Source organism: Streptomyces sp. NPDC043685, from assembly GCF_056436585.1.
Genome location: NZ_JBWKCH010000001.1, coordinates 483,754 through 508,777 on the forward strand (window position 1 = coordinate 483,754; position 25,024 = coordinate 508,777).

General features: G+C 72.2%; 26 protein-coding genes. 10 read left to right on the forward strand and 16 right to left on the reverse strand.

The genetic code is table 11. The features are described from left to right. Positions 1-42 precede the first annotated feature (42 nt). Positions 43-429 (forward strand): STAS domain-containing protein, encoded by a 387-nt coding sequence (locus AC0665_RS02330; RefSeq protein ID WP_478604971.1) that lies wholly within the window; start codon positions 43-45, stop codon positions 427-429. Here AC0665_RS02330 and AC0665_RS02335 read toward each other — a convergent pair. Both AC0665_RS02335 and AC0665_RS02340 read right to left on the reverse strand, forming a co-directional pair. Next, the gene (locus tag AC0665_RS02335) at positions 313-1,329 is read right to left on the reverse strand and encodes a sigma-70 family RNA polymerase sigma factor (RefSeq protein ID WP_468635703.1); all 1,017 of its coding nucleotides are present in this window, start codon (positions 1,327-1,329) and stop codon (positions 313-315) included. The genes AC0665_RS02330 and AC0665_RS02335 overlap by 117 nt on opposite strands. A gap of 303 nt (positions 1,330-1,632) precedes the next feature. Then, positions 1,633-2,907, reverse strand: a complete 1,275-nt coding sequence (locus AC0665_RS02340; RefSeq protein ID WP_478507341.1) for an MFS transporter — start codon at positions 2,905-2,907, stop codon at positions 1,633-1,635. Between the two features lie 63 nt (positions 2,908-2,970). Between AC0665_RS02340 and AC0665_RS02345 the strand changes: the two genes are divergently transcribed. Beyond that, the gene (locus AC0665_RS02345; protein WP_478604965.1) at positions 2,971-3,933 is read left to right on the forward strand and encodes a LysR family transcriptional regulator; all 963 of its coding nucleotides are present in this window, start codon (positions 2,971-2,973) and stop codon (positions 3,931-3,933) included. A gap of 63 nt (positions 3,934-3,996) precedes the next feature. Here AC0665_RS02345 and AC0665_RS02350 read toward each other — a convergent pair whose 3' ends face one another. After that, a complete protein-coding gene (locus AC0665_RS02350; protein WP_478604963.1) occupies positions 3,997-4,764 on the reverse strand; it encodes an alpha/beta hydrolase in 768 nt (255 codons plus the stop codon). Positions 4,765-4,887: 123 nt separating this feature from the next. Between AC0665_RS02350 and AC0665_RS02355 the strand changes: the two genes are divergently transcribed. Together AC0665_RS02355 and AC0665_RS02360 are read left to right on the forward strand one after the other, a co-directional pair. Next, positions 4,888-6,045, forward strand: a complete 1,158-nt coding sequence (locus AC0665_RS02355) for an adenosine deaminase (protein ID WP_478507339.1) — start codon at positions 4,888-4,890, stop codon at positions 6,043-6,045. A gap of 140 nt (positions 6,046-6,185) precedes the next feature. After that, positions 6,186-6,539, forward strand: coding sequence for an ATP-binding protein (locus tag AC0665_RS02360; RefSeq protein ID WP_363118446.1), 354 nt, complete (start codon positions 6,186-6,188; stop codon positions 6,537-6,539). Positions 6,540-6,620: 81 nt separating this feature from the next. Here AC0665_RS02360 and AC0665_RS02365 read toward each other — a convergent pair whose 3' ends face one another. The 5 genes from AC0665_RS02365 to afsQ1 all read right to left on the reverse strand — a co-directional run bounded on the left by AC0665_RS02365 (position 6,621) and on the right by afsQ1 (position 10,461). Continuing rightward, positions 6,621-6,833 carry a PspC domain-containing protein gene (locus tag AC0665_RS02365; RefSeq protein ID WP_468406987.1) on the reverse strand — a complete coding sequence of 71 codons (213 nt, stop codon included), beginning with the start codon at positions 6,831-6,833 and terminating at the stop codon, positions 6,621-6,623. A 62-nt stretch (positions 6,834-6,895) separates the two neighbouring features. Then, complete coding sequence (locus AC0665_RS02370; RefSeq protein WP_478507337.1) at positions 6,896-7,480, reverse strand: VanZ family protein; 585 nt, start codon at positions 7,478-7,480, stop codon at positions 6,896-6,898. An 85-nt stretch (positions 7,481-7,565) separates the two neighbouring features. Then, the gene (locus AC0665_RS02375) at positions 7,566-8,183 is read right to left on the reverse strand and encodes a hypothetical protein (RefSeq protein ID WP_363118443.1); all 618 of its coding nucleotides are present in this window, start codon (positions 8,181-8,183) and stop codon (positions 7,566-7,568) included. Then, on the reverse strand, positions 8,183-9,787 hold the full coding sequence (locus AC0665_RS02380; protein ID WP_478507336.1) for an ATP-binding protein: 1,605 nt from the start codon (positions 9,785-9,787) through the stop codon (positions 8,183-8,185). Before AC0665_RS02380 ends, AC0665_RS02375 begins: the two co-directional genes overlap by 1 nt. Further along, positions 9,784-10,461, reverse strand: coding sequence for a two-component system response regulator AfsQ1 (gene afsQ1 / locus AC0665_RS02385; protein WP_097219620.1), 678 nt, complete (start codon positions 10,459-10,461; stop codon positions 9,784-9,786). Before afsQ1 ends, AC0665_RS02380 begins: the two co-directional genes overlap by 4 nt. Before the next feature lie 238 nt (positions 10,462-10,699). On the opposite strand from afsQ1, the gene AC0665_RS02390 reads away from it, so the two are divergent. Next, a complete protein-coding gene (locus tag AC0665_RS02390; RefSeq protein ID WP_478704278.1) occupies positions 10,700-11,488 on the forward strand; it encodes a SigE family RNA polymerase sigma factor in 789 nt (262 codons plus the stop codon). A 219-nt stretch (positions 11,489-11,707) separates the two neighbouring features. Here AC0665_RS02390 and AC0665_RS02395 read toward each other — a convergent pair whose 3' ends face one another. Then, complete coding sequence (locus tag AC0665_RS02395; RefSeq protein WP_478704279.1) at positions 11,708-12,511, reverse strand: DUF4253 domain-containing protein; 804 nt, start codon at positions 12,509-12,511, stop codon at positions 11,708-11,710. Then, entirely contained in the window at positions 12,511-13,146 is a 636-nt protein-coding gene (locus AC0665_RS02400) for a uridine kinase family protein (protein WP_468406997.1), read from the reverse strand. Before AC0665_RS02400 ends, AC0665_RS02395 begins: the two co-directional genes overlap by 1 nt. A gap of 124 nt (positions 13,147-13,270) precedes the next feature. On the opposite strand from AC0665_RS02400, the gene AC0665_RS02405 reads away from it, so the two are divergent. Further along, positions 13,271-13,678 (forward strand): hypothetical protein, encoded by a 408-nt coding sequence (locus AC0665_RS02405; protein ID WP_468406999.1) that lies wholly within the window; start codon positions 13,271-13,273, stop codon positions 13,676-13,678. 118 nt (positions 13,679-13,796) lie between these two features. Here AC0665_RS02405 and AC0665_RS02410 read toward each other — a convergent pair whose 3' ends face one another. Genes AC0665_RS02410 through deoC form a run of 3 tightly spaced genes read right to left on the reverse strand, consistent with a single transcriptional unit; the run spans position 13,797 to position 17,081 of the window. Continuing rightward, a complete protein-coding gene (locus AC0665_RS02410; protein ID WP_468407001.1) occupies positions 13,797-14,684 on the reverse strand; it encodes an aldehyde dehydrogenase family protein in 888 nt (295 codons plus the stop codon). Next, positions 14,677-16,113, reverse strand: a complete 1,437-nt coding sequence (locus tag AC0665_RS02415) for an aldehyde dehydrogenase family protein (protein ID WP_478704280.1) — start codon at positions 16,111-16,113, stop codon at positions 14,677-14,679. The genes AC0665_RS02410 and AC0665_RS02415 overlap by 8 nt, the downstream gene beginning before the upstream one ends. Before the next feature lie 5 nt (positions 16,114-16,118). After that, positions 16,119-17,081, reverse strand: coding sequence for a deoxyribose-phosphate aldolase (gene deoC / locus AC0665_RS02420; RefSeq protein WP_363118436.1), 963 nt, complete (start codon positions 17,079-17,081; stop codon positions 16,119-16,121). A gap of 225 nt (positions 17,082-17,306) precedes the next feature. On the opposite strand from deoC, the gene AC0665_RS02425 reads away from it, so the two are divergent. Together AC0665_RS02425 and AC0665_RS02430 are read left to right on the forward strand one after the other, a co-directional pair. Beyond that, the gene (locus AC0665_RS02425) at positions 17,307-18,011 is read left to right on the forward strand and encodes a PH domain-containing protein (RefSeq protein WP_468407003.1); all 705 of its coding nucleotides are present in this window, start codon (positions 17,307-17,309) and stop codon (positions 18,009-18,011) included. Positions 18,012-18,529: 518 nt separating this feature from the next. Beyond that, positions 18,530-18,889, forward strand: a complete 360-nt coding sequence (locus AC0665_RS02430) for a DUF6204 family protein (protein WP_478604957.1) — start codon at positions 18,530-18,532, stop codon at positions 18,887-18,889. A 52-nt stretch (positions 18,890-18,941) separates the two neighbouring features. Here the strand turns inward: AC0665_RS02430 and AC0665_RS02435 are convergent, their stop codons facing one another. The 3 genes from AC0665_RS02435 to AC0665_RS02445 form a co-directional block, all read right to left on the reverse strand. Then, positions 18,942-20,579 (reverse strand): phospho-sugar mutase, encoded by a 1,638-nt coding sequence (locus AC0665_RS02435; protein WP_478704281.1) that lies wholly within the window; start codon positions 20,577-20,579, stop codon positions 18,942-18,944. Between the two features lie 371 nt (positions 20,580-20,950). After that, positions 20,951-21,775, reverse strand: coding sequence for a purine-nucleoside phosphorylase (locus AC0665_RS02440; RefSeq protein ID WP_478604953.1), 825 nt, complete (start codon positions 21,773-21,775; stop codon positions 20,951-20,953). 106 nt (positions 21,776-21,881) lie between these two features. Beyond that, complete coding sequence (locus AC0665_RS02445) at positions 21,882-22,319, reverse strand: gamma-glutamylcyclotransferase family protein (RefSeq protein ID WP_363118430.1); 438 nt, start codon at positions 22,317-22,319, stop codon at positions 21,882-21,884. A gap of 97 nt (positions 22,320-22,416) precedes the next feature. On the opposite strand from AC0665_RS02445, the gene AC0665_RS02450 reads away from it, so the two are divergent. Further along, a complete protein-coding gene (locus tag AC0665_RS02450) occupies positions 22,417-23,865 on the forward strand; it encodes an NAD(P)H-quinone dehydrogenase (RefSeq protein ID WP_363118428.1) in 1,449 nt (482 codons plus the stop codon). A gap of 165 nt (positions 23,866-24,030) precedes the next feature. Then, positions 24,031-25,023 (forward strand): DeoR/GlpR family DNA-binding transcription regulator, encoded by a 993-nt coding sequence (locus AC0665_RS02455; RefSeq protein WP_363118427.1) that lies wholly within the window; start codon positions 24,031-24,033, stop codon positions 25,021-25,023. Position 25,024: the final 1 nt, after the last annotated feature.

Here is a 25,024-nt window from a genome sequence, read left to right on the forward strand (position 1 = left end):
CGCCGAGCGGGGCGCACGGCGCCGCCGGGACGGCCGGCCCCGATGAGTTACGGCCGCCCGCCCGGTCTACCGATCGTGGACGCCATGACACCGCCCGTGCTCGTACTGCCCGGCCCCCTCACCCGGGACGAGGTGAGAGGGCTCAGCGACGATGTGCGGGCACTGCTGCGCGGCAGCGGTGCCCGGGTCGTGGTGTGCGATGTCGCGGGCCTCGGGCCGCCGGGGCTCGCCGCCGTCGATGTGCTGGCGAGACTCCAGCTGGCCGCCCGCCGGGCCGGTGGCCGGATCAGGCTGCGCGACCCCGACCCGGCGCTACGCACCCTGCTCGACCTGGTCGGTCTCCGCTTCGAGGTGGAGGGGGAGGTCGAACAGCGGGAACCAGCGCTGGGTGTCGAGGAAGCAGTGGAACCCGGTGATCCGGCCGTCTGAGATCTCCAGCACCTGGACCGCCCAGGGGGTGAAGCCGCCCTTCTCCGGGTCCGGCTTGTACTGCGCGAACCCGGGCAGGCCGTTGACCTGCACCGGCACCAGCCGGGAACCCGCGCAGGGCGCGCCGAGGGTGGTCATGAAGCCGGTGATGTCCCCGGCGCCGGTCAGCCACAGGTCGAACGGCGGCATCGTCATGACGGCGTCCTCGTGCAGCAGCGCCGTCAGCGCCGTCATGTCGTAGCCCTCGAAGGCCGCCATGTAGCGGTCCAGCAGCTTCTGCTGGTCCTCGTCCAGCGGGTCGGAGACGGCCGCGTCGGCGCCCGGCTGCTGCCGCTCGGCGAGGGTGGCGCGGGCCCGCTGCAGGGCGCTGTTGACCGACGCCACGGAGGTGTCCAGGAGCTCGGCGACCTCACTCGCCTTCCAGGCCAGCACCTCGCGCAGGATCAGCACGGCCCGCTGCTTGGCGGGGAGCTGCTGGAGCGCGGCCATGAAGGCGAGCCGCACGGACTCCTTGGCGACCGCCGCCTCCGCCGGATCCTCGGTCGTGGGCAGCACACGGGCGTCCGGCATGGGCTCCAGCCAGGTGTTGTCCGGGCGGGGGGAGAGGGCCGCCCGGGCCAGCGGTGTGGACTCGGTCAGGTCCATCGGCCGGGCGCGCTTGTTGCCCGCGGTCAGCATGTCCAGGCACACGTTGGTCGCGATCCGGTAGAGCCAGGAGCGCAGGCTGGAACGGCCCTCGAACTTGTCGTAGCTGCGCCAGGCACGGACCATCGTGTCCTGCACCGCGTCCTCGGCCTCGAAGGAGGAACCGAGCATGCGGTAGCAGTAGCCCGTGAGCTCGGTGCGGTGTGCCTCCAGCCTGATGTCCAGGTCCGTCGGTGCCGCCGTGCCGTTCGCCATCTCCACCCACCCCTGTGGACGTTCTGTTCACGCGCCGTTGCGCCCCAGCACTTCGGAAGCTACCGCAGCCCACTGACAACGGCCCCCCGAGCGCACAAAGGCGCAGGTGAAAGCAGGTGATCCAGACCGGCTGCGACAGGCCGGCACGCCTTCACGCGAGCCGTCCCACGGCGTCGGCGAACTCCGTACGGTCGGCCCGGAACTCCATGAAAGATCCCCCTGCTCGGTCCGGTGATCAGTCGACGCGGACGGTATCCGCACCCTCTGACAACCGGCCCCGACCAGGGGGATTCGTCACAACGCTCAGGCGGCGGCCGTCAGTTGCCTGCGCTGAAGCCGCGCCGCCCGGGTGCCGAAGACGGTGATCGTCACGACACCCACGACCGCCAGGATTCCGACCCCGACCGTCCCGGCCCAGCCGCCCGCGTGGAAGGCGATCGCGCCGACCGTGCTGCCCGCGCTGGAGCCGATGTAGTACGCCGACTGGTACAGCGCCGAGGCTTGGGCGCGGCCGTGCGTGGCCGTCTTGCTGACCGCGGAGGAGGCGACCGCGTGGCCCGCGAAGAAGCCCCCGGTGATGAGGACCAGGCCCGCAAGGACCAGCGGGAGCGAGCCCGCCAGGGACAGCAGCAGGCCCGCCGCCGTCGTGCCGCCCGCCGCGTACAGCGCGCCCCGGCGGCCCAGCCGGCCGACGAGCCGGCCCGCGGTCGACGCCGAGACCGTGCCCACCAGGTACACCAGGAAGATCGAACCGATGATGCCCTGCGGCAGCGAGAACGGGGCTTCGGTGAGCCGGTAGCCGATCACCGTGTACACGCCGCCGAACACCGTCATGAACAGCGCGCCGATCGCGTAGAGCCGGCACAGCAGCGGGTCGGAGAGGTGGTCACGGACCGTCCGGGCCAGGACACGGGGCCGCAGCGAACCGGCCCGGAAGTGCTTCGGGGCGGGCAGCAGCAGCCGGAAGGCCACCGCGCACGCCACCGCGATCACCCCGATGACACCGACGGCGACCCGCCAGCCCCATTCCTGCGCGACCCAGCCGGTGATGACCCGGCCGCTCATCCCGCCGACGCTGTTGCCCGCGACGAACAGCCCGATCGCGGTGACCAGCGCCTTGGGGCTGACCTCCTCGGCGAGATAGGCGGTCGCCGACGCCGGCAGCCCGGCCAGGGCGGCGCCCTGCAACGCCCGCAGCACGATCAGCACACCGAGGGACGGGGCCAGCGGCACCAGCAGCCCGAGTGTGACGGCCACGGCCAGCGACGCCGTCATCACCGCGCGGCGTCCGAAGCGCTCCGACAGGGCGCTCATCGGCAGCACGAACAGCGCAAGACCGCCCGTCGCGGCCGCCACGGTCCAGCTCGCGTCGCTCGCCGCCACCCCGAACTCACCCGAGATCAGGGGGAGCAGAGCCTGCGTGGAATACAGCAGCGCGAACGTCGCGACACCCGCGAGGAACAGGGCGAAGCTCATCCGGCGGTAGCCGGGGCCACCCGGGGACATGCGTGAGTCGGCGGCGGGGACAGAGGCATCGGCGCCCACGATCGTGGACGCCCCGGTACTGGCGGGAGACATGCCTCGAAAGTACGTACGCCCTCACTGATCCGTCCAATGCATGGATCGGCCATAATCGTTCCCATGGTGCATCAATCCAGCTCACAGGGCCGCCTGTCACCCAACAGTGACACACAAGACAGGGCCGAGATGTCGAAGCTGCTGGCGCCGCGCCTCGCGTACTTCGCGGGCGTCGCCCGCACCGAGCACGTCACCCGCGCCGCCCAGGAGATGAACGTCCCCCAGTCGACGCTCTCGCGGTCCATGGCGCGCCTGGAGCAGGACCTCGGCGTGGACCTGTTCGCCCGGCACGGCCGCACGGTCTCCCTCACCCCGGCCGGCCGCACCTTCCTCACCTCCGTCGAACGTGCCCTGGGCGAAGTCGAGCGCGCCGCCGAGGAGGTGCGCGCGGACGCCGACCCGGCCACCGGCAAGGTCGCCTTCGGCTTCCTGCACACCATGGGCGCCGAGACCGTCCCCGGCCTGCTGCACGCCTTCCGCGCCCACCACCCGCGCGTGCGCTTCAGCCTCGTCCAGAACTACGGCGAGGCCATGCTGGAACGCCTGCGTGCCGGCGAGCTCGACCTGTGCCTGACGTCCCCGGTGCCGGACGCCCCCGACCTGGTGGCCCGCCGCCTGGACGAACAGAAGCTGCGCCTGGTCGTGCCCGCCGACCACTCCCTCGCCGGCCGCCGCCGCATCCGCCTCGCCGAGGCGGCCGACGAAACCTTCGTCACCCTGGAACCCGGCTACGGCCTGCGCCGCATCACCGACGACCTCTGCAAGGAGGCCGGCTTCAAGCCCCGCATCGCCTTCGAGGGCGAGGAGGCGGAAACCCTGAGGGGGCTGGTGGCGGCGGGTCTGGGTGTGGCCCTCCTGCCCCCGCCGGCCGTTCCGCGCCCGGGAGTGGTGGAACTGACGGTGACGGCCCCGAGAGCGGCACGGGAAATCGGCGTGGCCTGGCTGGAGGGCCGCCCGGACACGCCCCCGGTGGCGGCCTTCAAGAAATTCCTGCTCTCGAGAAGGGGCAGCCTGTTGCCCACCTGAAGGGGCGCGGGGGACTGCGCGAGCAACCCACCGCGAACCCGCACCCCGAAATCCACGGGCACCTCACATGGCGCTACGCCTCGAAGGGCTGAACCCCGCGGCGAGCGGCATCCGCAAACCCAGCGGCGGCGGCGCGGCGAACGCGTCCCGCACGGGCCGCGACACCGCCCTTCCGAACAGCGCCCCCATCACGAAGTCCTCGGCCAGGGCCAGGACTTCGTCCCGGTACTGGCTCAGCCCGTGCCCGTCCGCGTGCACTTCGAACCGGCACACGTCCCGGTTCGCCTTCTTCGCCCGGGCCGCCAGCCGGAACGACAGCTCCGGATCCGTCCGCCCGTCGTTCGTGCCGTGCACGATGAGCACTTGGCGCCCGACCAGCTGCTTCACCGGTTCGGGTGGCGCCGCGACATCATCCTCCGGCAGCCAAGGGGCCAGTGCCAGCACGGAGTTGACGGCCTCGTGCCCGGCCGCCCGCAACCCGGCGCGGCCGCCCATCCCGATACCGAGGAGGCAGACCGGGACGTCCCCGTAGCGCCGTACGACCTCGTCGGCCGCCCAGGTCGCGTCCTGGGCGAGGTTGGCCTCGGCGCCGTTCCAGCCGCGGCAGCGGTAGTGCACCACGTGCGTGGCGAGACCCTCGTCCCGCCCCGCGCGCGCCAGGCGGCGCCCGACGCCGCGCACGGAGGCGGTCGCCAGCAGCGGGGACGGCCTGCGGCCGGACACTTCGTCGCCGCCGGGGAGCAGCAGCACCACGCCGCTCACCGCCGTCGGCTCCGGACCGAGTGACCTGCCCAGCCGGGCCCTGCGCTCCGGCGTCGCTTGGTGTGCCATGACAGAACAGTGTCAGAAGCGCGGGTGTACTCGACCCGTCATCGGGGTCACCGTTACGTATCGACGAAAACGTCGAGCGAACGGGAACGCGCCGTCTACGCGCGTAGGAGTTAGAGTGCGGAAATGACGAGCCAGACCATCGCGAACACCCCGACATCGGACCAGATCCGCCGGGCGCCCAAGGTTCTGCTGCACGACCACCTCGACGGCGGTCTGCGCCCCGGCACGATCATCGAACTCGCCCGTGAGAGCGGCTACGCGCAGCTGCCCGACACCGACCCGGAGAAGCTCGGCGTCTGGTTCCGCGAGGCCGCCGACTCGGGCTCCCTGGAACGGTACTTGGAGACGTTCTCGCACACCGTCGGCGTCATGCAGACCCGTGACGCCCTGGTCCGGGTCGCCGCCGAGTGCGCCGAGGACCTGGCCGCCGACGGCGTCGTCTACGCCGAGGTGCGCTACGCCCCCGAACAGCACCTGGAGGGCGGCCTCAGCCTCGAAGAGGTCGTCGAGGCCGTCAACGAGGGCTTTCGGGAAGGGGAACGGCGCGCCCGGGACAACGGCCTGCGCATCCGCGTCGGCGCGCTGCTCACCGCCATGCGGCACGCGGCCCGCGCCCTGGAGATCGCCGAACTCGCCAACCGCCACCGCGACCTGGGCGTCGTCGGCTTCGACATCGCGGGTGCCGAGGCCGGCTACCCGCCCACCCGGCACCTCGACGCCTTCGAGTACCTCAAGCGCGAGAACAACCACTTCACCATCCACGCCGGCGAGGCCTTCGGGCTGCCCTCCATCTGGCAGGCCCTCCAGTGGTGCGGCGCCGACCGGCTCGGGCACGGGGTGCGGATCATCGACGACATCCAGGTGCACGAGGACGGCCGGGTCGAACTGGGGCGGCTGGCCTCCTACGTCCGGGACAAGCGCATCCCGCTGGAGCTGTGCCCGAGCTCCAACCTCCAGACCGGGGCGGCCACCTCGTACGCCGAGCACCCCATCGGGCTGCTGCGCCGGCTGCACTTCCGGGCGACGGTCAACACGGACAACCGCCTGATGTCCCACACCAGCATGAGCCGGGAATTCGAGCACCTTGTCGAGGCATTCGGTTACACGCTCGACGACATGCAGTGGTTCTCCGTCAATGCGATGAAATCAGCGTTCATCCCTTTCGATGAACGACTCGCCATGATCAATGACGTGATCAAGCCCGGATATGCGGAGCTGAAATCCGAATGGCTGTTCCGTCAAACCGCCTCCACCAGCGATTCCACGCCCTCCGAGGGCTGACTCGGGCATATTCGGCACACCTCGAATGCGGGCGGTGTTCACCAACCGTCCGCATTTCGATGTTTGCGGCGGGCGGGGCCGCGTGATTACGGTCGCTGGACCGCTCACCCCCCTGTCATCCCATTACGAGGACGCATTTCATGAAGCAGTCTGCTGCCAAGACCCTCGGTGTCGCCGCTCTCGGTGCCGCCTTCGCCGCCACCGGTGCGGGTGCTGCCAACGCGGCCTCTTCCCTCCCCGACACCGCCCAGGCGCTGGAGACCGTCACCGCGGCGCTCCCGGCGGAGCAGCTCTCCCAGACGCTGCCGGGCTCGGCCGAGGCGCTGGGCCAGGGGCAGACGGCGGCCGGTGCCGGTCTGGCCGCCGCCCAGCCGGTCGCCGAGCAGGTGCTCGCCAACGGCCCGACGGGTCCGGCCGCCAAGCTCCTGGGCGGGCTCCCGGTGAAGGGCATGCCCACCCACGGCCTGCCGGTGAACGGCGTGCCGGTCGGCTGACCCTCCCGAGGCGGGCACACGCCGATGGGGCGCACCCACAGTGGGTGCGCCCCATCGGCGTTCTCGCGTACGGGTGTCGTGTCACCAAGCCGTCCGGGTCGCGCCGTGCGTCTTGTTCTCCGCGGGCAGCAGGATCCACAGCGCGATGTAGAGCAGGAACTGCGGGCCGGGCAGCAGGCACGAGACCAGGAAGATCACCCGCATCGTGGTCGTGGAGGTGCCGAAGCGCCGTGCCAGCGCGGCGCACACTCCGCCGATCATGCGGCCGTGGGTGGGGCGGGCGAGGCGGGACATGTGCGGCTCCTTCGTGAGGGTGCGTGAGGCCTCTCGTCCGAGTACCCCATCTGCACTCCACGCTACGGAGACGAAGGGGGCAAAGCGTCGCTCCACGGGGCGATCCCGACCCTGGGAATCGTCGGGGTCCGACCCTGAGCCGGCTCCTCCGTGGGGAGGGGCGTGCGGAGCGGACGGGCGGTGGTGCGGCGGCGCAGCCAGGAGCGGCCGGCCGGGACCAGCGCGAGATGCGCGAGAGCCACGCCCACGGTGTTCAGCAGCAGCGAGTCGACGTCGACGACCTGACCGGGCACACCGGTCTGGAGCAGTTCGATGCCCCAGGAGAGCAGGGCGCCGGCCGCGACGGTGCGCAGCAGGGACACCAGCGGCGAGACGGCCAGCCGGCCGCTCACCACCGGCAGCAGCACACCCAGCGGGGCGAGCAGGGCCAGCCCCTCACCGATCCTGCGGGCCGCCTCGGGCCAGCCCAGGGCGAGATCGGCCCGGATACCGGCGAATGGCCGCAAGTTGGCCGGCATCACCCAGGGCACGTCCAGCGGCCGCAGCGTGAACCAGGCGACGAACGCGAGGTGGGCGACGAGGAGGACACCTCCTGTCACACGGATGCGGAACGCGGCGCTGCCGCCGATGGAGCCTTGACGCTGCACGTCCCCCTAGACGCGGCCCGCGGCCGGATCGGTTCCGGGAGGGGCCCCGATCGGCCGGTGAGGCATGCGCCACAGCCCGGGCGGGTCACTCCCCGGCCACGTCCTTGGACGGCGGTTCCGAACTGCCCGGCCGGGCCCGCACCTCGTCGGTGCACTCGTAGCGGCGCGGTGCCTCGGCGCCCGGCCCGCCCAGGACCACCGAGCCGTCCCCCTCGGCCGCCGCCGAGTCGGAGAAGGTGCACACGATCTGCGCGAGGGCGTACGAGGTGAGTCCGGCCGGTGCCGTGCTCAGCCGCAGCGTGTCCTCCGGGTCGCCAGGACGCGGCCCGCCCACGGAGATGCCGGTGCGGACGTCCGTGCTGTACCCGGCCTCCTTCTCGGCGGTCGACGGCGGTGTGGCGAGCTGGTCCAGCAGGCCCTGCGCGACCAGGATGCGCCGCTCGGAGTCGGCCGCGCCGTCCGGGACCCGCACGGCCCGGTCGACGGTCACCAGCGAGGAGCCGCACAGCAGGAACACCTGCACCGGCAGCCCACGGGCGGCCTGCGTCGAGACGTCCGGCTCGGTGAGCGAGCACTGCACCCGCGAGGGCGCGGGCCCGAAGTTCGTCGGCACCTCGGTGGCCCGGATCCCGCAGCCGGCCAGCAGCACGGCGAGCACCGGAACGGCCAGCAGCCGGGGCACGGCCGCGAAACGCGCGGTCATCAGGCGTCCCCCTTCGAATCCTCGCCCTGCGGCCGGTCGGTGTCGCCGCCGGGCCGCACCTCGTCCTCGGCGGGATGCTCCTCCGCCGGGGACGTGCCGCGCGGGAGCCGCAGGGTGAACACCGCGCCCGAGTCGGGCGAGTTGGCCGCGGTGATCTCACCGCCGTGGATGTGGGCGTTCTCCAGCGCGATGGACAGGCCCAGGCCGCTGCCCTCCGAACGCGGCCGGGAGGCGCTGGCCTTGTAGAAGCGGTCGAAGACGTGCGGCAGGACGTCCTGCGGGATGCCGGGTCCGTGGTCCCGCACCTCGATGACGATCCACTCCTCCGCCTCCCGCACGGAGACCCGCACCGGGGAGCCGCCGTGCTTGAGCGCGTTGCCGATGAGGTTGGCCAGGATGACGTCCAGCCGCCGCGGATCCAGCCGGGCGTGCAGGCCGCGCTCGGCGTCCAGATCGACCGCGTCCAGCCAGGCGCGGGCGTCGATGCAGGCGGTGATCTGGTCGGCGAGGTCGACGTCGTCCAGGACGAGCCGGGCGGTGCCCGCGTCGAAGCGGGTGACCTCCATCAGGTTCTCGACCAGGTCGTTCAGCCGCCGCGTCTCGCTGACCACCAGCCGGACCGCGGGCTCGATCATCGGGTCCATGCTGCCGGTCTCCGCCTCCAGCTCCTCCTCGAGCACCTCCGTCACGGCGGTGATCGCGGTGAGCGGCGTGCGCAGCTCGTGGCTCATGTCGGCCACGAACCGACGGGAGGCCTCGTCGCGCGCGGCCATGTCGGCGACCCGTTTCTCCAGCGCCTCGGCGGCGTTGTTGAACGTCCGCGACAGATCGGCGAGTTCATCGGTCCCGGACACCCGCAGCCGGGTGTCCAGCTTCCCCTCGCCGAGCCGCCGAGCCGCCGTCCCGAGCCGCTGCACCGGCTTCAGCACGGTCGTCGCCGCGGCCTGCGCGAGCAGCGCCGAGCCGATCAGTGCCAGCCCCGTGGCGATGCCCAGCGACCAGGCCAGCGAGTTGAGGTCCTTGGCCTCCGGCTCCAGCGACTTGAGCATGTAACCGGTCGGGCCGCCACCGATCACCCGCGTACCCGCCACCAGGTACGGGGTGTCGTGGTCGACTATCCGCTGCCAGTACAGGTGGTACGGGTGCTTGTTGGACCCGTCGACCTTCTGCGTCCGGTTCACCGCCGTGCGCAGCGACTTCGGCACGTCGCGCAGCGAGAAGCCGTTCAGCCCGCCGGAGCTGCCGTAGACCGTGCGGCCCGCGCTGTCGCGGCCGACCAGCAGCACGCTGAAGCGCTGGTCGCTGCCCGCCATCTGGCCCGCGGTGTGCTGCAACTCGTCCTGCGTCGGCCGCTCGGGCAGCGCGCCCGCCCGGTTCTGCATCTCCTGCTCGAAGTCGCGCAGCACCGCGTCCTGGGTGCGGGTGAGCACCGCCTCGCGGTTGAGCCAGTACGCGATGCCGGACGCGGACACGGCGGCCGTCAGCGCCACCAGCCCGAAGACCACGACCAGTCGCAGCCGCAGGCTGGTGAAGCGCAGCCCCGACAGAACTCCCTTGCGCGCCCCGGTCCAGCCGTGGGCCCCCCCTTGGTGCGCCTGGGTCACTGAGGCGCGTCCAGCCGGTAGCCGACACCCCGCACGGTACGGATCAGCGTCGGGGACGACGGCACGTCCTCGACCTTGGCGCGCAGCCGCTGGACACAGGCGTCCACCAGCCGCGAGTCGCCCAGGTAGTCGTGCTCCCACACCAGCCGCAGCAACTGCTGCCGGGACAGCGCCTGGCCCGGCCGCCGGCTCAGCTCCAGCAGCAGCCGCAGCTCGGTCGGCGTGAGCTGGAGGTCCTCGCCGTTCTTCGTCACGGTCATCGCCGAGCGGTCGATGACGAGGCTGCCGAAGCTCGCCGCGTCGTTCGACTCCCGCTCGCCGCGCCGCAGCACGGCCCGGATCCGGGCGTCGAGCACCCGCCCCTGCACCGGTTTGACGACATAGTCGTCGGCGCCGGACTCCAGCCCGACCACCACGTCGATGTCATCGTTGCGCGCGGTCAGCAGGATGATCGGCAACTGGTCCGTGCGCCGGATGCGCCGGCACACCTCGAACCCGTCGATGCCGGGCAGCATCACGTCCAGCACGATCAGATCCGGCCGCTGCTCGCGAAGGAGCTTCAGACCGTCCTCACCGCTGGCAGCGGTCGCCACGCGGTGGCCCTGGCGCGTCAGTGAGAGCTCCAGGGCCGTCCGGATGGCGTCGTCGTCCTCGATCAGCAACAGGGAAGGCACGCGCTCATTCTGGCCCATGGAGGGCTCGGGGTTCGACCGGTGGGGCCCACTCGTTATGGCCGGTACCGCCGACGCGTGTGCTGGGGCTGTGGTCGGCCTGTGCCCGACCCCTGTGACAGGCCTGTGACAGTCGGCGGACACGGCCATGAAAGTGCGGCGGCAAGCTTTTCGGCACAGGCAAGGAAGCCCGCCCCAACAGGCGGGCCGCACAACGGAAGTCCACGACGGGGGGCGCGAGATGAACACGCTGCACGGCATCAGCACCAGCGCAGTTGTCACGCGTCTGCACGACGTGCACAGGGGTTCCGAGAAGGCCGGTGTAGTGAGCGTGCGGGGGTGCGCTCGCGGCGCCGGGCGTCAGCACACCGCCTACATGACGGTGGTCGACGCACCCACGGGGGAGATCGACAAGGGGTCCGCGGCGGCAGCAGCCACGGGCACCAACGGGGGAGCAGCGTACGGGGAGGGCTCGGGGGAGCGCCGCTCGCTGACGGAGACCGCGGATGCCGAAGCGGCGTTCACGGCCTACGTCAAGGAGCGCCGCGCCTCCCTGTACGCGACCGCCTATCACCTCACCGGTGACCGCTTCGAGGCCGAGGACCTGCTCCAGAGCGCGCTGTTCTCGACCTACCGGGCGTGGGACCGGATCAGTGACAAGGCGGCGGTCGGCGGTTACCTGCGCCGCACCATGACGAACCTGCACATCAGCGCCTGGCGGCGCCGCAAGCTCAACGAGTACCCGACCGAGGAACTGCCGGAGACGGCCGGCGACACGGACGCGATGCGCGGCACCGAGCTGCGCGCGGTCCTGTGGCAGGCGCTGGCCCGGCTGCCCGAACTCCAGCGCACCATGCTGGTCCTGCGCTACTACGAGGGCCGCACGGACCCGGAGATCGCGGAGATCCTCGACATCAGTGTCGGCACGGTGAAGTCCAGCATCTGGCGGTCGCTCCGCCGGCTGCGCGAGGACGAGGTCCTCAGCTTCGGCCGTGACGAGGAAGACGCCTTCGGCGAGCTCGTCGCCTGAAGGTACGGGGGGGAGCACCACAAGGGGGCCCACGGGGGAACCGTACGGACGCTGGGGGGCGTCTTCGCGGGAGAGTGGGGGACCGCGGGGACGCCGGGGGGCGTCATCGCGGGAGAGCGGGGGAGGGCAACGGGGGAGCACGGAAGCGGGACTGGAGGGCCGGGGGGTCCGTCCAGTCCCGCTTTTCGTGCCGTGTGCTCCTCCCGTCCGCCGGTCGGCTCAGTCCCACCAGAAGAACCAGAACGGTGTCGGCGCCTGATGAGCGGCGATCTCCGGCAGCCCGCCGATGAGCTGGTCGAAGTCGGGGCAGTACGCGTACTGCTCGATCGCGACCCGCGCCGCCTGGAGCGGATCCGTAGGAGGACTCTCGACCGACAGCAGGAGCGCGTCGCTGTCGAGGTAGCAGATCTCGGCCCCGAACCGGTCGTGCCACTCGCGCAGGACGTCGGCGTGATCCTGGTAGGAGAGGGATTCCTCGCCGGGGAAGGGGGTGTGGTTCGGTGTGTCGGGCGCGTCCAGGAGTTCCGGCAGGCCGGCCGGGTCCTCGGTGGGGACGAGGCAGATCCACTCCGGGGGCCCCACGAAGAAGGTGGCGAGGTGTGTTTCCGCGGGGCGGGGCGGCGCGGGGTGCGGAACGGCGGCAGTGAGACGTCGGGCCAGGTCGTCCAGGTCCCGCACGGGGAGGTGTCCCGTCGGTGGCCGGAACGTCTCCGCCTCCTGGAGCAGCTCCGCCGCCTGAAGCTCCATCAGTGTGTCGACGAAAGGCACGCGGGCCTCGCCGCGGTGACTGCCGCCCGGCAGTTCCGCCCACTCCCAGTCCGACGGCGGGGTGTGGGTGATGAACGGCCACCATCCCGTGGCCGGGTAGCGCTCACAGGCGCGCCGCCACACGTCCAGGCACGCGTCCGGCGCGCACCGGAAGCCCAGGAGGGTGCCCCCGCGCGGGGTGCGCACCCGTTGGACGTCCTCCGCCCGTGCGCCCAATTCGGTCGCGAGCGCGGCCCCGGCGTCCGCCCGGGGCATCAGACCGCCGTGCCCAGCCCCGCGAACCGGCCGGCCGCCGCTGCCGTCAGCCGGCCCATCGCCTCGTCGCGGTCGCAGGCGTACGCGCCCAGTGCCGTCTGGCGGGCGACGATCGTCCGCTCCTGTCGCATCAGACGCCAGCCGCGGCGCAGCAGGAACGGCACCGACTTGCGGCCCTCCTTCAGATCGCGCAGGAAGCGGCGGCGGAAGGTCCGCACCGGACCGCGGCTCAGACACAGCGCGTCGGCGAGGAGGCCGAGTTCGCGGCAGCGGGTGACGATCTCCGCGGCGAAGATGCCCTCCGCGATGAACAGCGGGGTCCGCCCGACGTCGACGGTCTCCTCACCGGTGCGGGCGCTGAGCGACAGGTCGTAGACGGGAACCTGCGTACGGCCCGTGCGGCACAGGCGGGCTATCGCGGCGACGGCCGTGTCCGCGTCCCACGAGTCCGGGTGGTCCCAGTCGATGTCGGAGCTCTCCGCCACCAGGGGCAGGGTCGGGTCGTCGCCCTCCTTGTAGAAGTCGTCGAGCCGCAGCACCGGGAGACCGGAGCGGGCCGCGAGAAGGGACTTGCCGGAGCCGGAAGGGCCGCAGAGCAGCACGACTCGCGTCGGTAGGGGCAGTGGAGAACTCACGGGACACCAGTGTGAGGCATCCACCGGGGGCCGTACGCCCTGCGGGTCGGCTTTGATGCGCGCGTCACACCTCAACTACCCTCGGTCCCGACCCGATCACCCAGTGCATCAGAAGGTGGCACCCATGGCCCGACACGACTCCCCCACCAACCCGGCCGCCCGGCGCGCCCTGGCCGTCCTCGCGACCGCGGGCGTGGCGCTGGGGGCGGGCACGGCGACGGCCGCGGCGGACACGGAGTCGATCCTGGGCGTGGTCAACACCCGGCCCACCTCCCTCGGCAGGATCGACCCCCAGTCCGGCCTCCAGGCCGCCACCGGCACCCTCGGCTACGTCACAGGCCCGGTCGCCGGCCTCAAGCCCAACCCGCTCGCCGGCACGGGCGTGGACCCGCTCGACAACGGCATCGGCACCGACCTCGCCGACTTCAAGCCGATGACGTCCCAGGCGCTGACGGGGCCGGTGGCCCAGGCGCAGTCGATCGGCAGCATCCCACTGGTGGGGCAGGCGACCGGGCTGCTGTCGCAGCGGTAGGCAAGGAGGCCGGGGGGAGGGCGAAGGCGCCTTCCTCTGTCGGCCGCACGGTCAGAGAAGAAGCCCCGCCCCTCCTGGACGGAGGAGGGCCAGGGCTTCCGTATGCGGGGGTGCGGGGTCAGTACGAGGAACCCGACGCGCCCAGTGAACCCGTGGGGTGCCAGACCGTCTTGGTCTCCAGGAACGCCGTCAGGCGGTCGATGCCGGGGGTCTGCGTGTAATCCACAGGCTGTGGACGCAGGACGCGCTTGAGATTGTCGGCCGCCGCGATCTCCAGCTCCTTCGCGAGGACCTCGTCGGCGCCCGCGAGGTCGATCGCGTTGACGTCCTGGTGGGCGGCGAGCGGGGTGGCGATCTCGGCCGTGCGGCCCGACAGGATGTTGACCACGCCGCCGGGGACGTCCGAGGTGGCCAGGACCTCGGCCAGGGACAGGGCGGGCAGCGGGGCCTTCTCGCTCGCCACCACGACCGCCGTGTTGCCCGTCGCGATCACCGGGGCCAGCACGGACACCAGGCCCAGGAAGGACGACTCCTGGGGGGCCAGGACCGCGACCACGCCCGTCGGTTCGGGGGAGGAGAGGTTGAAGAACGGGCCCGCGACCGGGTTGCCGCCGCCGACCACCTGGGCGATCTTGTCGGTCCAGCCCGCGTACCAGACCCAGCGGTCGATCGTGGCGTCCACGACCGCCGCCGCCCTGGACTTCGACAGGCCCTCCGCCTCGGCCACCTCACGGGTGAACTGGCCCCGGCGGCCCTCCAGCATCTCGGCCACGCGGTAGAGCACCTGGCCCCGGTTGTACGCCGTCGCCCCGGACCAGCCGCCGAACGCCTTGCGCGCGGCGACGACCGCGTCACGCGCGTCCTTGCGGGATGACAGGGGCGCGTTGGCCAGCCAGTTGCCCTTCGAGTCGGTCACCTCGTACACCCGGCCGCTCTCGGAACGCGGGAACTTCCCGCCGACGTACAGCTTGTAGGTCTTGAGGACACTCAGTCGCGTGTCAGACATCGAGGTATGCCTCCAGGCCGTGGCGGCCGCCCTCGCGGCCGAAGCCCGACTCCTTGTAACCGCCGAACGGCGACGTCGGGTCGAACTTGTTGAACGTGTTGGACCAGACGACACCCGCGCGGAGCTTGTTCGCGACCGCCAGGATGCGCGAGCCCTTCTCCGTCCAGATGCCGGCGGACAGGCCGTACTGCGTGTTGTTGGCCTTGGCGACCGCCTCGTCCGGCGTGCGGAAGGTCAGCACCGACAGCACCGGGCCGAAGATCTCGTCGCGGGCGATCCGGTGCGCCTGGGTGACGTTCGTGAACAGCGTCGGGGCGAACCAGTAGCCGCTCTCCGGCAGTTCGCACGCCGGGGACCAGCGCTCGGCGCCCTCCGCCTCGCCCTGCTCGACGAGCGAGGTGATGCGGGTCAGCTGCTCCTCGGAGTTGATCGCGCCGATGTCGGTGTTCTTGTCCAGCGGGTCACCGAGGCGGAGCGTGGACAGGCGCCGCTTGAGGGAGTCGAGCAGCTCCTCCTGGATCGACTCCTGGACCAGCAGGCGGGAGCCCGCGCAGCAGACCTGGCCCTGGTTGAAGAAGATGCCGTTGACGATGCCCTCGACGGCCTGGTCGATCGGGGCGTCGTCGAAGACGATGTTCGCGCCCTTGCCGCCCAGTTCCAGCGTGACCTTCTTGCGGGTCCCGGCGACCGTGCGGGCGATCTCCTTGCCGACGGCAGTGGAGCCGGTGAAGGCGACCTTGTTCACGTCCGGGTGGGCGACCAGCGCCGCACCGGCGTCGCCGTAGCCCGGGAGGATGTTGACAACACCCTTGGGCAGGCCCGCCTGGCGGCAGATGTCCGCGAAGAACAGCGCGGACAGGGGCGTCGTCTCGGCGGGCTTCAGCACCACCGTGTTGCCCGTCGCCAGCGCCGGGGCGATCTTCCACGCCAGCATCAGCAGCGGGAAGTTCCAGGGGATGACCTGGCCCGCGACACCGAGCGGCCGGGGGTTCGCGCCGAAGCCCGCGTGGTCGAGCTTGTCGGCCCAGCCCGCGTAGTAGAAGAAGTGCGCGGCGACCAGGGGGAGGTCGGCGTCGCGCGTCTCCTTGATCGGCTTGCCGTTGTCGAGCGTCTCCAGGACGGCGAGCTCGCGGGAGCGCTCCTGGATGATGCGGGCGATCCGGAAGAGGTACTTCGCGCGCTCCGCGCCCGGCAGCGCCGACCACGTCCCGAACGCCCGGCGCGCGGCCTTCACCGCACGGTCGACGTCCTCGGAACCGGCCTGGGCGATCTCGGACAGGACCTCCTCGGTGGACGGGGAGACGGTCTTGAAGACCTTGCCGTCCGCCGCTTCGACGAACTCGCCGTCGATGAACAGGCCGTACGAGGGCGCGATGTCGGCGATCGAGCGCGACTCGGGGGCCGGGGCGTAATCGAATACGGGTGCCATGGTGATCAGTCCACCGTCACGTAGTCGGGACCGGAGTAGCGGCCGGTGGCCAGCTTCTGCCGCTGCATCAGCAGGTCGTTCAGCAGCGAGGAGGCGCCGAAGCGGAACCAGTGGTTGTCCAGCCAGTCCTCGCCCGCCGTCTCGTTGACCAGCACGAGGAACTTGATGGCGTCCTTGGAGGTGCGGATGCCACCGGCCGGCTTCACACCCACCTGGATGCCGGTCTGGGCGCGGAAGTCGCGCACCGCCTCCAGCATGAGCAGCGTGTTCGCCGGGGTCGCGTTGACCGCGACCTTTCCGGTGGAGGTCTTGATGAAGTCCGCCCCCGCCAGCATCCCGAGCCAGCTCGCGCGGCGGATGTTGTCGTACGTCGAGAGCTCGCCCGTCTCGAAGATGACCTTCAGGCGCGCGGAGGTCCCGCAGGCCTCCTTCACGGCGGTGATCTCGTCGTACACCTTCAAGTATCGACCCGCCAGGAACGCCCCGCGGTCGATGACCATGTCGATCTCGTCCGCACCGGCGGCGACGGCGTCGCGCACGTCCGCCAGCTTGACGTCGAGCGCGGCGCGGCCGGCCGGGAACGCCGTGGCCACCGAGGCGACCTTCACGCCGGAGCCGGCGACGGCTTCCTTGGCCACGGCCACCATGTCGGGGTAGACGCAGACCGCCGCGGTGGCGGGCGTCGTACGGTCCGTCGGGTCGGGGCGGACCGCCTTCGCGCCGAGCGCCCGGACCTTGCCCGGGGTGTCCGCGCCTTCCAGCGTCGTCAGGTCGACCATCGAGATGGCGAGGTCGATGGCGTAGGCCTTCGCGGTCGTCTTGATCGATCGCGTGCCGAGGGAGGCCGCACGGCCCTCGAGTCCGACCGCGTCGACGCCGGGGAGCCCGTGGAGGAAGCGGCGCAGCGCGCTGTCGGACGAGGCGACGTCCTTGAGGGGGTGAGCTGCGGTGAGTGCAGAACTGGGCATGGTCACCAGACGAGCATATCTACGCGCGTAGCGGCTGTACAGCCCCCGGGTTCTTCGCGGACGGATGCGCCCGGTGTTCTCGGGCCAATGACCACGCGTGCGCCCGTTGTCCTCGGGCGGACGACGAACGCGTGCGCCCGGTGTTCTCGGGCGGATGACGAACGTGTGCGCCCCTTGTCCTCGGGCGGATGACGGACGCGCGGAACGGTCCGGCAGAATCGAGACATGACGAGCCCCGAGTCCCAGTCGCCCGCGCCGCAGCCTTCGGAGCCCGAGTCCCAGGACCGGGTGTACCGGTCGGCCCCGGCCATCGCCGGTGGCGTGCTGCTGCTCGCCCTCACCGGGTGGCTCGGCATCGACGCGGTGATCTCCGGCGAAGGGCGCACGCCGTGGCTGGCACTCGCCGTGCTGCTCCTCGTCGTGCCGCTGATCGTCGCCTTCACCCTGCGGCCCGCCGTGTACGCAGGCGACGACCGCCTCCGGATCCGCAACCCCTTCCGCGTCGTGGTCGTGCCCTGGGCGCAGGTCGCCGCCCTGCGCTCCGCCTACTCGAACGAGGTCCTCACCGAGTCCGGTGCCAAGTACCAGCTGTGGGCCGTGCCGGTCTCGCTGCGCGCGCGCAAGAAGGCCGCGCGGCGCGAGTCGCGGGCGACGGCGCAGGCGCGGCGTGCGATGGGACGGGACGAGGGCCGCGGCAGCGCGCTCGGGATGACCGCGGGGCTGGGGCAGGGCCTCAGCCGGGAGCCGATCTCGGACGGGCCCGTGCGGGCGGAGACCGACCGGATCATGGACGAGCTGCGGGCGCTGCGCGAAGCGCGGCACGAGGCGGCGTCGGCGCGGGGTGCGGTGAGCGTGCGGTGGGCCTACGAGGTGCTGGCGCCCGCGGTCGCGGGGGCCGTGCTGGTGCTGATCCTCGTGGTGGTGGGCTGACGGGGTCGTCGGGGCCGGGTCGCGCCGGGCCGGGCCGGGCCGGAGCCGGGGGTGGTCCGGAGCCGGGGGTGGCTCGGTGGTTCGGTGTGGGGGCCGTGGGGTCCTGGCCCACCAGCTCGTGATGACCGGCGCGAGCAGGGCGATCGCGACGAGCACGAGCACCACGGGGGTGGCGCGGGGTGGTCCGGTGCGGGCCGTGGGGTGTCGCGGGCACGGCCCGGTGGACTGAGGGGACCCGTGGGTGGCGCGGGGACGGCCCGTGGCCCGGTGCGGGGGCCGTGGGGTGCCGCGGGGACAGCCCGGTGGCCCGGTGAGGAGACCCCCGTGGGGGTGGCGCGGTGACGGCCCGTGGCCCGGTGAGGGGGCCGTGGGGCGGCGCGGGTGCGGCTCCCCTGGAGGCCCGTAGCGAGCCGGGGGAGTGCCGGGGAGCGCCGGGGAGTGCCGGGGCCGGAGGGCTCCGGCCCCGGGCCGCGGGAAAACCGGTGGAGCCCTGCGAGGCGCGCGCCTAGGTTCGGGGGATGAGCACCCGTACCTTCCGTGTCACCGTCCGGGGCGTCTTCGACGGGCTGAGCGCCGGCCAGCGTGCCGAGCTGCTGGAGCGGGCCGCCGAGCACGACCTGCTGCGCGCCGCCTTCACACTCGAGGGGAGCCTCACGTACGACATCGCCGTGCGGCCCGCCTTCACCTTCCGGTTCCTGGACTCCGGGGAGACCGAGGAGGACATCCTGGAGGCCGCCGAACGGGCCGAGGGGGCCGCGCGGGAGTGGCTGGAGCAGCGCGGGTACGGCTACAAGAACCTCAGGTCCACCACCGAGGACCTCTCCCAGGCGCCTCTCGGCAAGCGGCAGCGGCGGGAGGCCGCCCGGAAGAGTTCCTGAGCCGTCGGCCGGGGCGGTGGCGTGGACCCGGCCGACGCCCCGGCCTCCTGCCTCAGATGCCGGCCGCCGCCGACAGGTCGCGCTTGATCGACTCCAGGACGTCCGCGGCCTCGGCGCGAGCCGCCGGGAGGTCTTCGGAGGACGCGACAGGGATCACGACCTCCAGGTAGCACTTCAGCTTCGGCTCGGTGCCGCTCGGGCGGACGATCACCCGGGCGCCGTCGAGGGTGTAGCGCAGACCGTCCGTGGGCGGGAGGTCGGCCGTACCCAGGGTCAGGTCCTCGCTGCGGGTGACCGGCAGGCCGGCCAGCTGCGTCGGGGGCTGCTCGCGCAGGCGGTGCATCGCGGCGGCGATGAGGGACAGGTCCTCGACCCGGACCGAGAGCTGGTCCGTCGCGTGCAGGCCGTGCTCCACCGCCAGGTCGTCCAGCAGGTCGAGGAGCGTGCGGCCCTCCTGCTTCAGCTGGGAGGCCAGCTCCGTGATCAGCAGCGCGGCCGTGATGCCGTCCTTGTCGCGCACGCCGTCGGGGTCCACGCAGTAGCCGAGGGCCTCCTCGTAGCCGAAGCGCAGGCCCTCGGCCCGGGCGATCCACTTGAAGCCGGTGAGGGTCTCGACGTGGGGCAGGCCCGCCTTCTCGGCGATCCGGCCGAGAAGCGACGACGACACGATCGACTCCGCGAACGTGCCGGTCGCCCCGCGCCGGACCAGGTGCGCTGCGAGCAGGGCGCCCACCTCGTCACCGCGGAGCATCCGCCAGTCCGGGCCGTCCTGTACGGCGACGGCGCAGCGGTCCGCGTCCGGGTCGTTGGCGATGATCAGGTCCGGCGGGGTCTCACCGGCGCGGGCCGTCGCGAAGGCCAGGTCCATCGCGCCGGGCTCCTCCGGGTTCGGGAACGCGACGGTCGGGAACTCCGGGTCGGGCTCGGCCTGCTCCGCGACGAGGACCGGCTCCGGGAAGCCGGCGCGGGCGAAGGCGGCCAGGAGGACGTCCTTGCCGACGCCGTGCATCGCCGTGTACACCGTGCGGGCGGTGCGGGGGGACCCCTCGGCGAGGACGGCGTCCGTGCGGGCCAGGTAGGCGTCCAGGACGCTGTCGTCGAGGACGTCCCAGCCTTCGGTGGGGCGCCGGACGGTGGTGAGGGACGGGACGGCGGCGATCTCCGCCGCGATGTCGATGTCCGCCGGGGGGACGATCTGGGAGCCGTCGCCGAGGTAGACCTTGTAGCCGTTGTCGCGGGGCGGGTTGTGGCTGGCGGTGACCTCCACACCGGCGACCGCGCCGAGGTGCCTTATCGCGAAGGCGAGCACGGGGGTCGGGAGGGGGCGGGGCAGGACGGCCGCGCGCAGGCCGGCGCCGGTCATGACGGCGGCGGTGTCGAGGGCGAAGTCGTGGGACTTGTAGCGGGCGTCGTAGCCGATGACGACGAGGCCGTCGTCGTGGCCCTGCTTCTTGAGGTACGCGGCGAGACCCGCGGCGGCACGGATGACGACCGAGCGGTTCATGCGCATGGGGCCGGCGCCCAGTTCGCCGCGGAGGCCGGCGGTGCCGAACTGGAGGGTGCCGCCGAAGCGGGCGGCGAGTTCCGCGTGGTCCCCGGCGTCGATGAGACGGGCCAGCTCGGTGCGGGTCTCCGGGTCGGGGTCCTCGGTGAGCCACGCCTGGGCCTGTGCGATGAGTTCTTCGTGCACGGTGTGGTGTCAGCCTCTCCGGTGTGGTGTGGGTGCCTGCCTGCGGCGGTGGTGGGGGTGTGCCTGCCTGCGGCGGGGTGGGGGTGCGTGCGCCTTCCCCCGGGTGGGGGCGGGGGGGGCGGGGCCGCGCCGGGGGTGTCCGTCCTCGGAACGGCGCTATGGGGTCGCGTACCGACTGACCGTCCGTCGACGCGCCAACCGCTGCGGGCGGACACCCCCCGACACGGCCCCTTCTCGCCGTGCGCGGGTGCGGGAGCGCACCACGGCGGCTGCTCTGTCGCGCAGGCGGCCGCAGCACCCCGGGGGCGCGGGGAACCGCGCGACCAGCCATTACGGGCCCGCAGCCGCCGGACGACCAGCAGGGGCGTCCCTCAGAGGCGGCCCAGGACCTGAGTCAGCAGGGAGCCCATGCGGGTGGCGCTGTCGCGGCCCGCCTGGAGGACCTCCTCGTGGTTCAGGGGCTCGCCCGTCATGCCCGCCGCGAGGTTCGTGACCAGGGAGATGCCCAGGACCTCGGCGCCTGCCTCACGTGCCGCGATCGCCTCGAGGACCGTCGACATGCCCACCAGGTCCGCGCCGATGACGCGGGCCATGCGGATCTCGGCCGGAGTCTCGTAGTGCGGGCCGGGGAACTGGGCGTAGACGCCCTCCTCCAGCGTGGCGTCGACCTCCTTGCACAGGGCCCGCAGCCGCGGGGAGTACAGGTCGGTCAGGTCGACGAAGTTCGCGCCGATGATGGGGGAGGTGGCCGTGAGGTTGATGTGGTCGCTGATGAGGACCGGCTGGCCGGGGCGCATGCCCTCGCGCAGGCCGCCGCAGCCATTGGTGAGGACGACCGTCTTGCAGCCGGCCGCCACCGCGGTGCGGACGCCGTGGGCGACCGCCGCCACCCCGCGGCCCTCGTAGTAGTGCGTACGGCCCAGGAAGACCAGGGCCCGCTTGTCGCCGATCCGGTAGGAGCGGATCTTGCCTCCGTGGCCCTCGACCGCCGGCGGCGGGAACCCGGGGAGCTCGGTGACCTGGAACTCGGCCTCGGGGGCGCCCAGGGCGTCCACGGCCGGGGCCCAGCCGGAGCCCATCACGAGGGCGACGTCGTGGGTCTCGGCGCCCGTCAGTTCGCGCAGGCGGGCCGCGGCGGCGTCGGCGGCCGCGCGCGGGTCGCCCTGGATGTCGTCCGGAAGAAGAGATGCGTTCACGCCGACGAGGGTAGCGGCTGTTTGCCTACGCGCGTAGATGGCAGAGCTCACGGGGTGGCGATCGTTGTCTTGTCGTTTCCGACGAAGGGGTGCCGCGGGGCCGCCGTCAGCAGGGGCGCTTGCGGAGCTCCATCACGTAGTCGTGCGGGGCGCCGGCCGACTCGGCCGCGTCGGCGATCTCGCCCAGGTAGCGGGCGGAGGGCAGGCCGCCCTCGTAGGCGTTCAGGGTGAAGGCCCAGGCGGAGTCCTCGCCCTCCAGGGTGTGGACCCGTACGCGCGTACGGCGGTAGATGTCGAGGCCCACCCCCTCCCAGCGGTCGAGTGACTCCTCGTCCATCGGGGCGATGTCGTACAGCGAGACGAAGACCTGGGAGAGCGGGTCCTCCACGATCGTCGGCAGCGCGCCCTCCCAGCCCATGTGCTCGCCGCCGAAGGTCAGTCGCCATCCGTTGAGCCAGCCGGTGGCGCGCAGCGGCGAGTGCGGGGCGCGGCGGGACATCAGCCGCGCGTCGAGGTTGCCGGCGTACGCGGCGTAGAGCGACATGGGGAGAGGGTACGGCAGGCGGCCCCGGCGTCACTGTCGTAACAACCGACGCACCGGCGGGGCCCCGGGGCGGTGGCACCTTGAGCGGTGCGGGACAATGGAGTACGTGACTCGGATCGTGATCATCGGTGGCGGACCCGGCGGATACGAAGCGGCGCTGGTGGCCGCTCAACTCGGCGCGGAGGTGACCGTCGTCGACTGCGACGGTCTGGGCGGGGCGTCGGTGCTCACCGACTGCGTGCCGTCGAAGACCCTGATCGCCACGGCCGAGGTGATGACGACCTTCGACTCCTCCTACGAGGAGCTGGGGATCATCGTCGCCGACGACACCCCGCACATCGAGCAGGCCGCCCGGGTGGTGGGCGTCGACCTGGGGAAGGTCAACCGGCGTGTGAAGCGGCTCGCGCTCGCCCAGTCGCACGACATCACGGCCTCCGTGACGCGTGCCGGGGCGCGTGTCATGCGCGGGCGCGGGCGGCTGGAGGGCATGCAGGCGCTCGACGGGTCGCGCAAGGTCGTGGTGCGCACCGCCGACGGGAGTGAGGAGACGCTGACGGCCGACGCCGTGCTCATCGCCACCGGTGGGCATCCGCGTGAGCTGCCCGACGCCCAGCCGGACGGCGAGCGGATCCTGAACTGGACCCAGGTGTACGACCTCGACGAGCTCCCGGAGGAGCTGATCGTGGTCGGGTCGGGTGTGACGGGTGCCGAGTTCGCCGGGGCCTACCAGGCGCTCGGGTCGAGGGTGACGCTCGTGTCGTCGCGCGACCGCGTGCTGCCGGGTGAGGACCCGGACGCCGCCGCCGTGCTGGAGGACGTCTTCCGGCGGCGCGGGATGAACGTGATGGGGCGTTCCCGGGCGCAGTCCGCCAAGCGCGTCGGGGACCGGGTGGAGGTGACCCTCGCCGACGGGCGGGTCATCACCGGCTCGCACTGCCTCATGGCCGTCGGTGCCGTGCCCAACAGCGCGGGCATGGGGCTGGAGGACGCCGGGGTCCGGCTGCGCGAGTCCGGGCACATCTGGACCGACAAGGTCTCCCGTACGACCGCGCCGGGCGTGTACGCCGCCGGTGACGTGACCGGCGTGTTCGCCCTCGCGTCGGTGGCCGCCATGCAGGGCCGTATCGCGATGTACCACTTCCTGGGCGACGCCGTGGCCCCGCTGAACCTCAAGACGGTGTCGTCGAACGTCTTCACCGACCCGGAGATCGCCACCGTCGGCTACACCCAGGCCGACGTCGACGGCGGGAAGATCGACGCCCGGGTCGTGAAGCTGCCGCTGCTGCGCAACCCGCGCGCGAAGATGCAGGGCATCCGCGACGGCTTCGTCAAGATCTTCTGCCGGCCGGGCACGGGCATCGTGGTGGGCGGTGTCGTCGTGGCGCCGCGCGCCTCGGAACTGATCCACCCCATCTCGATCGCGGTCGACAACAATCTGACCGTCGAACAGATCGCGAACGCCTTCACCGTCTATCCCTCCCTGTCGGGCTCGATCGCCGAGGTGGCACGGCAGTTGCACACCCGCAAGGAGAACGGCCACGGCTGAGGCCGAAACCGACTCCTCGCTGGTCACGGGGAGTGTTCGACCATGCGTACGGCATAGGCGGCGGGACTAGGCCCTATACCACTTCCCGCTGCTCGGTGCGAACATCTTCTGCTATTCAGCGCAAACTGCTGAAAGCAGACGGTCGCTGGCGTTACTGTCAGTTTCGTGTTCGCTGCAGAACGTCGCCAATTGATCCTCGAAATGGTGCGAGCGAACGGGGCCGTGTCGCTCCGTGAGCTCGCCCGCGTCGTCCAGACCTCCGAAGTGACCGTACGGCGGGACGTGCGCGCGCTGGAGGCAGAAGGACTCCTCGACCGCCGGCACGGCGGTGCGGTACTGCCGGGCGGTTTCACGCGGGAGTCCGGCTTTCCGCAGAAGTCTCATCTCGCGACCGCCGAGAAGACCGCCATCGCCGACCTCGCCGCGAACTTCGTGGAAGAGGGGGAGGCGATCGTGGTCGGGGCGGGTACGACCACCCAGGAGCTGGCCCGCCGGCTCGCCCGGGTGCCCGGGCTCACCGTCGTCACCAACTCCCTCCTCGTCGCCCAGGCGCTGGCCCATGCCAACCGGGTCGAGGTCGTGATGACCGGCGGTACGCTCCGCGGGTCGAACTACGCGCTCGTCGGGAGCGGGGCCGAACAGTCCCTGCACGGGCTGCGGGTGTCGCGGGCGTTCCTGTCCGGGAGCGGGCTGACCGCCGAGCGCGGGTTGTCCACGTCCAACATGCTGTCGGCATCCGTCGACCGGGCGCTGGTGCAGGCCGCGGCGGAGGTCGTGGTCCTCGCGGACCACACCAAGCTCGGCACCGACACCATGTTCCAGACCGTGCCGACGGATCTCATCACGCGCCTCGTCACGGACGAGCCGCCCGCGCATGACGACCGTGCCGCCACGGAACTCCAGGCGCTTGCCGACCAGGGCGTGCAGATCGCTGTCGCCGGTGGGCAAGGGGGCGCTGCCGGAGCGGGGGCGGGGGGCCCGGGGGGTGATTCCGTCCCGGCGCGTCAGCAGCGCCGGGACGTGCCGTTGCCCGGGCCCCGGCGGCAGGTGCCGGGGAGTGCGGGGCAGTTGAGGTCCGCCTCCGCGTCCGCCTCGATGCTGGGGGAGCAGAGTCCCGGGTCGGAACGGGCGCGGGTGGCCGATCTGCGGCGGCGTTGAC